General features: G+C 36.2%; 7 protein-coding genes and 1 pseudogene. 2 read left to right on the top strand and 6 right to left on the bottom strand.

Going from position 1 to position 8,425, the window contains the following annotated elements:
• The coding region (gene dnaG, locus AACY61_RS04720; RefSeq protein WP_339610434.1) for a DNA primase at positions 1–821 on the bottom strand (821 nt) is incomplete at its 3' end.
• Between the two features lie 87 nt (positions 822–908).
• Complete coding sequence (locus AACY61_RS04715) at positions 909–1,886, bottom strand: polyprenyl synthetase family protein (protein ID WP_339610433.1); 978 nt, start codon at positions 1,884–1,886, stop codon at positions 909–911.
• A 115-nt stretch (positions 1,887–2,001) separates the two neighbouring features.
• On the opposite strand from AACY61_RS04715, the gene AACY61_RS04710 reads away from it, so the two are divergent.
• Complete coding sequence (locus AACY61_RS04710) at positions 2,002–2,841, top strand: choice-of-anchor J domain-containing protein (protein ID WP_339610432.1); 840 nt, start codon at positions 2,002–2,004, stop codon at positions 2,839–2,841.
• Between the two features lie 55 nt (positions 2,842–2,896).
• Here the strand turns inward: AACY61_RS04710 and rlmN are convergent, their stop codons facing one another.
• Entirely contained in the window at positions 2,897–3,937 is a 1,041-nt protein-coding gene (gene rlmN / locus AACY61_RS04705; RefSeq protein WP_339610431.1) for a 23S rRNA (adenine(2503)-C(2))-methyltransferase RlmN, read from the bottom strand.
• A gap of 95 nt (positions 3,938–4,032) precedes the next feature.
• On the opposite strand from rlmN, the gene AACY61_RS04700 reads away from it, so the two are divergent.
• Positions 4,033–4,704 carry a fibrobacter succinogenes major paralogous domain-containing protein gene (locus AACY61_RS04700; RefSeq protein WP_339610430.1) on the top strand — a complete coding sequence of 224 codons (672 nt, stop codon included), beginning with the start codon at positions 4,033–4,035 and terminating at the stop codon, positions 4,702–4,704.
• Between the two features lie 8 nt (positions 4,705–4,712).
• On the opposite strand, the gene AACY61_RS04695 is transcribed toward AACY61_RS04700, so the two are convergent.
• The 3 genes and pseudogenes from AACY61_RS04695 to AACY61_RS04685 form a co-directional block, all read right to left on the bottom strand.
• The gene (locus AACY61_RS04695; protein ID WP_339610429.1) at positions 4,713–6,332 is read right to left on the bottom strand and encodes a T9SS type A sorting domain-containing protein; all 1,620 of its coding nucleotides are present in this window, start codon (positions 6,330–6,332) and stop codon (positions 4,713–4,715) included.
• A 120-nt stretch (positions 6,333–6,452) separates the two neighbouring features.
• A complete protein-coding gene (queA, locus tag AACY61_RS04690; protein ID WP_339610428.1) occupies positions 6,453–7,502 on the bottom strand; it encodes a tRNA preQ1(34) S-adenosylmethionine ribosyltransferase-isomerase QueA in 1,050 nt (349 codons plus the stop codon).
• 106 nt (positions 7,503–7,608) lie between these two features.
• Positions 7,609–8,425: pseudogene (locus AACY61_RS04685) on the bottom strand (3-phosphoshikimate 1-carboxyvinyltransferase); the annotation flags it as partial.

Raw genomic sequence — 8,425 nt, 5'->3', positions numbered from 1 at the left:
TGAAACTGGATTACATCAGTATAGCCTTCAACCAAAAAGCAATTATCTTCTTTGGCAATAGATTGTTTAGCGTGAAAAATCCCATATAGTACTTTGCTTTTATGGTATATATCACTTTCGGGAGAGTTGAGGTATTTTGCAGCTTTTTTATCGTTTGTCAAAATTCGTCCTCCAAATCCGAGCGTTCGCCCACTCATACTCAAAATAGGAAACATTACGCGACCCTTAAAGCGGTCAAATTGCTTTTCTTCTTTAACAATTGTAAGTCCGGTTTTTTCCAAAAATTCAAGTTTATAGCCTTTACGTAGGGCTTCAGATGTGAACGCATCCCAACTGTCAAAAGAGTAGCCTAACTGAAACTTTTTGACAGTGGCCTCGCTAAAACCACGTTCTTTGAAATAAGACAGCCCTATCGCTTTACCTGGTTCAGTTTTCAATAGGTTATGATGAAAGGTGTCTTTTGCAAACTCACTCACCAAATACATACTCTCCCGCTCGTTGGCTTGTTCCTTTTCTTCGTCTGTTTTTTGGGTTTCTTCTATTTCGATACCATATTTACCGGCGAGGTATTTAATGGCTTCAGGATAAGTAAAATGCTCATGTTCCATTAAAAAAGCCACCACATTCCCCCCCTTTCCGCTGGAAAAATCTTTCCAGATTTGCTTTACTGGAGAGACCATAAAACTGGGTGTGCGCTCATCAGAAAACGGGCTGAGTCCTTTAAAGTTGCTCCCCGCTTTTTTGAGTTGTACAAAATCACCTATCACTTCCTCTACCCGGGCAGTTTCAAATACTTGATCGATGGTTGATTTTGAAATCATTTAAAAAAATTTGAGATGTAAATGTAGTTAATAAAATAGTGCCTGTAAAAAGCATTTTACAAAAAAAAGTAGAGAATCAATGAATGATTATTTCTTGCGTTCTATGACATAATTTACCATCAGGATGAGTGAATCTTTGAATGGTGATTGTGGATAGGAATTTAAAATCCTCAATGCCTCTTGCTGGAAGGATTTCATTTTTTCAACTGCATAGTCCAGTCCACCTGAAGATTTTACAAATTCTATTACTTCTTTTACTCTTTTGGCATCTTTATTTTTGTTTTTTACAGAATTAATGAGCCATTTTTTATCCTCATCTGAACAATTATTTAAAGTGTGAATTAGTGGCAATGTCATTTTTTGCTCTTTGATATCAATACCGGTTGGCTTGCCTATTTTTTCAGTGCCATAATCAAATAAGTCGTCTTTAATCTGAAAGGCCATTCCTATCAATTCCCCAAATTTTCGCATCTGCTCTACTTCCTCTTTTGGAGCATTAACAGACTGAGCGCCCATCGCACAGCAGGCAGCGATTAGAGTTGCTGTTTTTTGCCGTATAATTTCATAATAGATTTCTTCGGTGATATCGAGTTTTCTGGCTTTTTCAATTTGAAGGAGTTCACCTTCACTCATCTCCCTTACTGCAACCGATATAATTTTCAACAAATCAAAATCATCGTTGTCAATAGATAGCAGCAAACCTTTTGAAAGTAGATAATCCCCTACCAAAACGGCTATTTTATTTTTCCAAAGCGCATTGATAGAGAAAAATCCACGACGACGGTTGCTGTCATCCACCACATCATCGTGCACCAATGTTGCAGTATGAATGAGCTCAATGACCGAGGCTCCCCTGTAAGTGCGTTCAGCAACCTCACCATTGTGAACCATTTTTGCAATCAAAAACACAAACATAGGCCGCATTTGCTTGCCCTTTCTGTTTACGATGTAATGGGTAATGCGATTTAGCAAAGCTACTTTTGAAGTCATGGAGGCATAGAACTTTTTTTCAAAAAGTTCCATTTCTTCAACAATGGGTTGCTTTATTTGGGAAACGATTTTCATCAAGGCTCAAAGGTAAATAAAAAATGAAGTATATTTTTAAGTTAAAATAATTTTGTGAGCAGTAGAAATATTTAGTATATTTACGAAATTAATTAAACTTAAAAAACATATACTTATGAAAAAAATTACACTTTTAATGGCAGCATTTTTTATGGCTGTTGGAATGAACGCTCAAATCTTTTCTGATGATTTTGAGCTAGATACAGATGGATCCACATCTTTTTTTAACTGGAGTAACATTGACGATGATGGTGACGGTATGTTTTGGCAAGTAGCAAATATTGTTGATTCTGGTTGGACATCGTTATTTGAAGGCAATGTTGCCGATTCAGATTCTTGGGATTCAAATGGAGCTTACACTCCTGACAACTACTTAATCTCAATGGATGCGGTTACACTTGGAACTAGCTCAACACTAGACTTTCTAATGGGAAGCTATCAAACAAATGGAACTTTCTTAGGTGACAGATTATCCGTTTATCTTTCTGAAACGACTGATATTGGACAAATATCCAACCTTACTCCTGTTTTTGATGGAACTGTAGGAGATGTTTGTACTTGTGATAGTGAAGCAAACAATGCAGCACCTGTTTCTGTTGATGTTTCTGCTTATGATGGTCAAACAGTTTATTTAGTATTTAGACACCACGATACTTTTGATGAAAATTCAGTTCTTATAGACAATGTAGTATTGGATGGTGTATTAAGCACTTCAGAAGTTGAAATCAGTGGCTTTAATTACTTCTACAGCCCACAATCTCAAAACCTAACAATCAGAGCTACAGATAATTTTAGCAGCATTAATATTTTTAACATTTTAGGTCAAAAAGTAATTGACCAAAATCTTTCTTCTACTACTGAAGTAATCAACTTATCAACTCTTAAAAGTGGTGTTTATATTGCAACAGCAGTTGCAAACGGAAAAACAGCTACTTTTAAGTTAGTTAAAAGGTAATTTAACATTAAGTCAGTTTAAAAAAATTAAGGCTTCCTAATTCGGGAAGCCTTTTTTATTGCTTGTTTGCCAACTGCCCGCAGGCGGCATCAATATCTTTACCGCGGCTTCTTCTTACTGTTACCGGAATTCGATGGTATTCAAGTGTAGCTATATACTGCTCCAGGGCTTCATTGCTTGCCTGTTGAAAAGCGTCTTCACCAATTGGGTTATATTCAATAAGATTGACCTTGCAAGGCACATAAGCACAAAATTTAACCAAAGCTTCAATATCCTTTTTACTATCGTTGATGTCTTTCCAAACAACATATTCATAAGAAACCTTACTTTTTGTTTTTGAATACCAATAAATCAATGAATCTTTTAAGTCTTCCAATGTGAAGTTTTTTGCAAAGGGCATGATCGATTCTCGTGTTTGCTGAATGGCACTATGTAAAGAAACAGCCAATTTAAACTTCACATCGTCATCGGCTAGTTTTTTAATCATTTTGGGCACTCCACTTGTGGAAACTGTAATTCGCTTAGGTGACATACCCAAACCTTCAGGAGAAGTAATTTTATCAATGGCTTCAAGTACATTTTTATAATTCATCAAGGGTTCTCCCATCCCCATAAACACAATATTAGAAAGGGGTCTTTCAAAATACAATCTGCTTTCTCTGTCTATAGCAACCACCTGATCATAAATTTCATCAGGGTTTAAATTTCGCATGCGTTTGAGTTTGGCAGTTGCACAAAAGTTGCAATCTAAGCTACATCCCACCTGCGATGACACACAGGCTGTTGTCCTTGAGGAAGTTGGAATTAAAACAGACTCAACCACTAACTTGTCATGTAGTTTAACAGCGTTTTTTATAGTTCCGTCTGCACTTTTTTGGATTTGATCAACCTCAATGTGGTTAATCACAAAATGTTCATCTAGGTGATTTCGGGTTTCTTTAGAAAGGTTGGTCATTTCGTCAAAGGAATGTACTCCCTTGTTCCAAAGCCATTCATACACTTGATTACCTCTAAAAGCGTTCTCACCTGTTTGAATAAAAAAATCTCTCAGCGCTTCTTTTGATAAGGCTCTAATATCTTTCTTTTGATCTTTCATTTTGCAAAAATACCATATTTGAAAGAGAATGCATTTATAAATACGATTTCAATTTATTATTTTTTATATTTATATTTATTTATTTTTTTGCATATATGAAAGGTTTTACTCAAATTTTTAAGATTTTATTTACTTTATATTCATCTTATTGGGTTTTTCTATTTGCAATTGCACTTCCTGCAAACAGTCAAAACACTGATGAAATTAAAGGAATTGCTATTGGAAACCAAATTTGGAGTAGCAAAAATTTAGCTGTCACTAATTTTAAAAACGGAGACCCTATTTCTCAAGCAAAAACTCGAGAAGATTGGATTCAAGCAGGAAAAGACTGTACACCGGCTTGGAGCTTTTATGAAAATCAACCTGATATCGCTAAAAAAAGTGGAGTTTTATACAATTGGTATGCAGTAACTGACCCTAGAGGGCTTGCGCCTGAGGGTTGGCGGATTCCAACTAAAGAAGACTTTAGTGAGCTACAGAGGTTTTTGGGTGGCAAAGACGTTGCTGGAAAAAAAATAAAAGCAACTTCGTTTTGGTTTCGAAATGGTCATGGAGACAATTCATCAGGCTTTAATGGCATTGGCGGAGGCAATCGAGATTTTGAAGGTTATTTCTTTTATATTGGAAGAGTTGCATGCTGGTGGACAACAACAGCATATGACACTTATAATGCCTGGTATTTTTTTACAGATTATGGCTCTGACGCTTTCAAAGAATACGGTGGAGGTAAGATAATGGGTATGTCGGTAAGAAGCATCAAGGAGTAGTGATTTCATTATCTCTTCACAATTATTTTCTTAACAAGTGTGCTACCTGTAACAGTATCTTCAAACTTTAAAAAATAAACTCCTTCAGATAAATCATTTACGAAAATATTATTTTCTGATAATGGTAAACTACCGGCTTTTAAATATTGTCCGGTAACAGAGTAGAACTCATATTTCAATTGCGAAGAATTGTTATTGGAAATTGTAATTATAGTACTCGCTGGATTAGGGTAAATTGAAATGTCTCCGATAAACTGAAAGTCGGGTGTGTTTAATATATCTGTTGTCATTACTCCAGAGCCAGACGGATCCAACCAATCAGACAGTCTGTTAGTACTAGAGGAGCCAAAATCCCAAGATGTATCTAAACGTCCATAAAAGTCAGGTTGGCCATTGTCATTGGTTCCGGCACAGGCCGCTGCGCCACCTGCGAGCTGACCCACAATACGTCCATCCTGATCAAATAACGCAGAACCTGAAGAGCCTCCTTCGGTAACTCCTAAATCCCAATCTGATACACGCCAAACATTGGTGTTTGGAATTTCAAAGTTGATAGCAGTTCTAATGGGTGATTGATTGTCACGACATACTTTCATGATATCTCCTGCTGGATGATGAATACCCACAGTAAAATCCGGAACTTCAGTTGTACTTCTATTCCAACCTGCCCATACTAAATTCCAGGCGGCAGGTAAATCTGCATCTATATTTACCAACATAAAATCAGACTTTTGATTTTCAGCAAGCACAGTTGCACCACTAGTGGTTTGATTAAAGCTTCCATTTCCGCTATTTGTTGTGGTTCCGCAAGATGGATTTGTACTCACCCAATTAAATCGGAACGCCCAGGTAGCCGGATTTCCACTATTACAATGGCTGGCAGTTAAAAAATATGGAGCGTTATCATTGTTTGTGTTGTTTATTAAAGTTCCTGAACAAACAGAACCTCCTAATAAAAACAAACCAACAGAACGTTTTAAAGCTTCTTTTATATCGTCAAAATCAGCACCAACTGTACAGTCAACATCCTGATTGCAAGGACCTGAATCATTTAACCCTTTGTTTTGAATGGTGTTGGCAACAGAGCGATATCCATGGACAACTTTATTTAGTTTCAGACTTCCATTTCCTCTTTGTGAACGAGGCTCATAATACTCTAGCCAGACACTTTCACCATCAACAAACCAAGTTCCCAGTTGTCTATCTTCACGGTTTTGTATTGGTGTATACGCCCCCAATAAATCAGAACGGTCATCACTGTAAAGGTAGAGGTTTGAACCGGTAGGAAGGTAAAAATCTTCAAACACAAAGTTCATTGTTATTGCTCCAGCAGAATGTATATTTAACCTCCAGATTCTATCACCATTTTCAAGTTCATCCCAAGTACCTGAATTTTGAGTGTTGAGTGTCACTTCAAATTCTACACCAAACCTCCAGGGGATGTCTTTTCGGTTTTCATTTCTCATGTCCTCTTCTTGCAATGCCTGAAGGTTTATTGCAGGCATGACAACAGGTTCAATTTTAGATAGATTGTCAATTTTCCAACTTCCGGGTGTACCCTGATTGGTAACTTGTGCAATAATGCTGGAAGCAAGAAAAAGAAAAGACAGTAATGTAATTTTTTTCATAACAAAAAACCGATTCAGCTACTAAAATAAGTGATTTATTTGAAAATACAATCATAAAATAAAAAATCCTCAATAAAAAACACTTTATTGAGGATTGACTTATAACTATTTACTGAATTGTTACAGAATTAACATCGCATCTCCATAGGAGTAAAAACGATAGTTTTCTTTTATAGCTTCTGCATAGGCTTTTTTGATAAAGTCGTGTCCGGCAAAAGCAGACACCATCATCAATAAGGTTGATTTTGGAGTGTGAAAGTTAGTAATCATACAATTTGCAATACTAAATTCATAAGGAGGAAAAATGAATTTATTCGTCCATCCTTTATATGGGTTTAATGCCCCTTGTGAAGAAACCGTACTTTCAACTGAACGCATCACAGTTGTTCCAACAGCACAAATTTTTCGTCTTTTGGCTTTTCCTTCGTTGACAATTTTAGCACTAAATTCATCTACTTCAAATTCTTCAGAATCCATTTTGTGTTTGGAAAGATCTTCCACTTCAACGGGACTAAAAGTACCCAAGCCTACATGTAATGTGACTTCTGCAAAATTAACACCCTTAATTTCAAGTCGTTTAAGTAAGTGCTTTGAAAAATGCAATCCTGCTGTTGGAGCCGCCACAGCACCTTCTTTTTTGGCATAAATGGTTTGATAGCGCTCAGCATCCTCAGGTTCTACTTCCCTTGAAATGTATTTTGGAAGTGGTGTTTCGCCCAATTCATTTAATTTCTTTCTAAACTCTTCATAGGTACCATCAAACAGGAATCTTAACGTTCTTCCTCTTGAAGTGGTGTTATCAATCACCTCAGCAACCAAGGTTTCATCCTCGCCAAAATACAACTTATTTCCAATTCTGATTTTTCTGGCAGGATCTACCAACACGTCCCAAAGGCGTGTTTCAGCATTGAGTTCTCGTAACAAAAAAACTTCAATTTTAGCACCTGTTTTTTCCTTATTACCATACAACCTCGCCGGAAATACTTTGGTATTATTTAAAATAAGCACATCATCTTCTTCAAAATAATCAATCAAATCTTTGAACATTTTGTGCTCGATCGTTTGTGTTTTGCGGTCTAAAACCATTAAACGTGATTCATCTCTGTTCAAAGGTGGGTATTCTGCCAGCAGCTCATTTGGCAAATTAAAATCAAAGTGTGATAGCTTCATAGAGTATTTATTAAAGATTGATTTTTAGCAAGCTGCAAATATACAACCTCAAGGCAGGGGTTGTCAAGTAAAAAGCAGTTTATTATTTTAAATTCTTGTTTGTAGCTTAATACTCCGAAATGTTGACACCCAATTTTGATAAATATTCCCAATACAATGGGGAAGACTTTACAACTACATCAGCATTTTTAATTTTTATAGGCATTAATAATGTCAAAGGGGCAAATGCCATCGCCATACGATGGTCGTTATAGGTTGCGATTTCAGGAACAGGAACTTTAGGTACTTGGATGTTATTCACTGCAGCCGAAGAAATACTATTTTTATCTATTGAAACATCAACTCCAAATTTAGCTAGTTCGTTTTTAAGTGCCACAAGCCTATCTGTTTCTTTAATTTTGAGGGTTTGCAAGCCATTGAAATGAAAGGGTATTTGCAAGCCTAAGCAGCACACTACCAATGTTTGAGCCAAGTCAGGTGAGTTATTAAGATTCAGATTTAGTTCTTTTATAATAGGAACCTCTTTTTTGGTCAAACTAATTGCTCCGTTTAAATAGGTAGTTGTCACTCCCAATTGCCGAAAAAACTCTGTTGTTATTGCATCTCCTTGTAAACTATGTGCTTCAAAATTTTGTAACTTCAAATTAGTTCCTAAAGGGGAAAGTGCTGTAAGTGAATAAAAATAGGATGCCGTAGACCAGTCAGATTCTACCTTAAATTGAATTTTTTTTGGTTCTTCCATAAAGGGTTTTACCAAAATTGTGTTTTCTGAAACCGAAACCATAACACCTAATTTAGTTAAAAGACTAATCGTCATTTCTAAATATGGTTGTGAAGTTTTATTTCCTTTCAGGGTAATTTCCAATCCGTTTTCAAGTGAGGGAGCTATTAACAAGAGCGCAGTTATAAACTGACTGCTCACT

The organism is uncultured Planktosalinus sp., from assembly GCF_963973675.1.
Taxonomy (GTDB): Bacteria; Bacteroidota; Bacteroidia; order Flavobacteriales; family Flavobacteriaceae; genus Planktosalinus.
The sequence above is the reverse complement of the archived record's forward strand: the minus strand, read 5'-3'. Positions and strand labels throughout refer to the sequence as shown.

What these genes read in the sequence shown, in the direction of transcription:
- rlmN (WP_339610431.1), bottom strand. Translation starts at nt 3,937, where the DNA reads ATGAAAGATCAAAAGAAAGATATTAGAGCCTTATCAAAAGAAGCGCTG.
- AACY61_RS04715 (WP_339610433.1), bottom strand. Translation starts at nt 1,886, where the DNA reads ATGAAAATCGTTTCCCAAATAAAGCAACCCATTGTTGAAGAAATGGAA.
- queA (WP_339610428.1), bottom strand. Translation starts at nt 7,502, where the DNA reads ATGAAGCTATCACACTTTGATTTTAATTTGCCAAATGAGCTGCTGGCA.
- AACY61_RS04695 (WP_339610429.1), bottom strand. Translation starts at nt 6,332, where the DNA reads ATGAAAAAAATTACATTACTGTCTTTTCTTTTTCTTGCTTCCAGCATT.
- AACY61_RS04710 (WP_339610432.1), top strand. Translation starts at nt 2,002, where the DNA reads ATGAAAAAAATTACACTTTTAATGGCAGCATTTTTTATGGCTGTTGGA.
- AACY61_RS04700 (WP_339610430.1), top strand. Translation starts at nt 4,033, where the DNA reads ATGAAAGGTTTTACTCAAATTTTTAAGATTTTATTTACTTTATATTCA.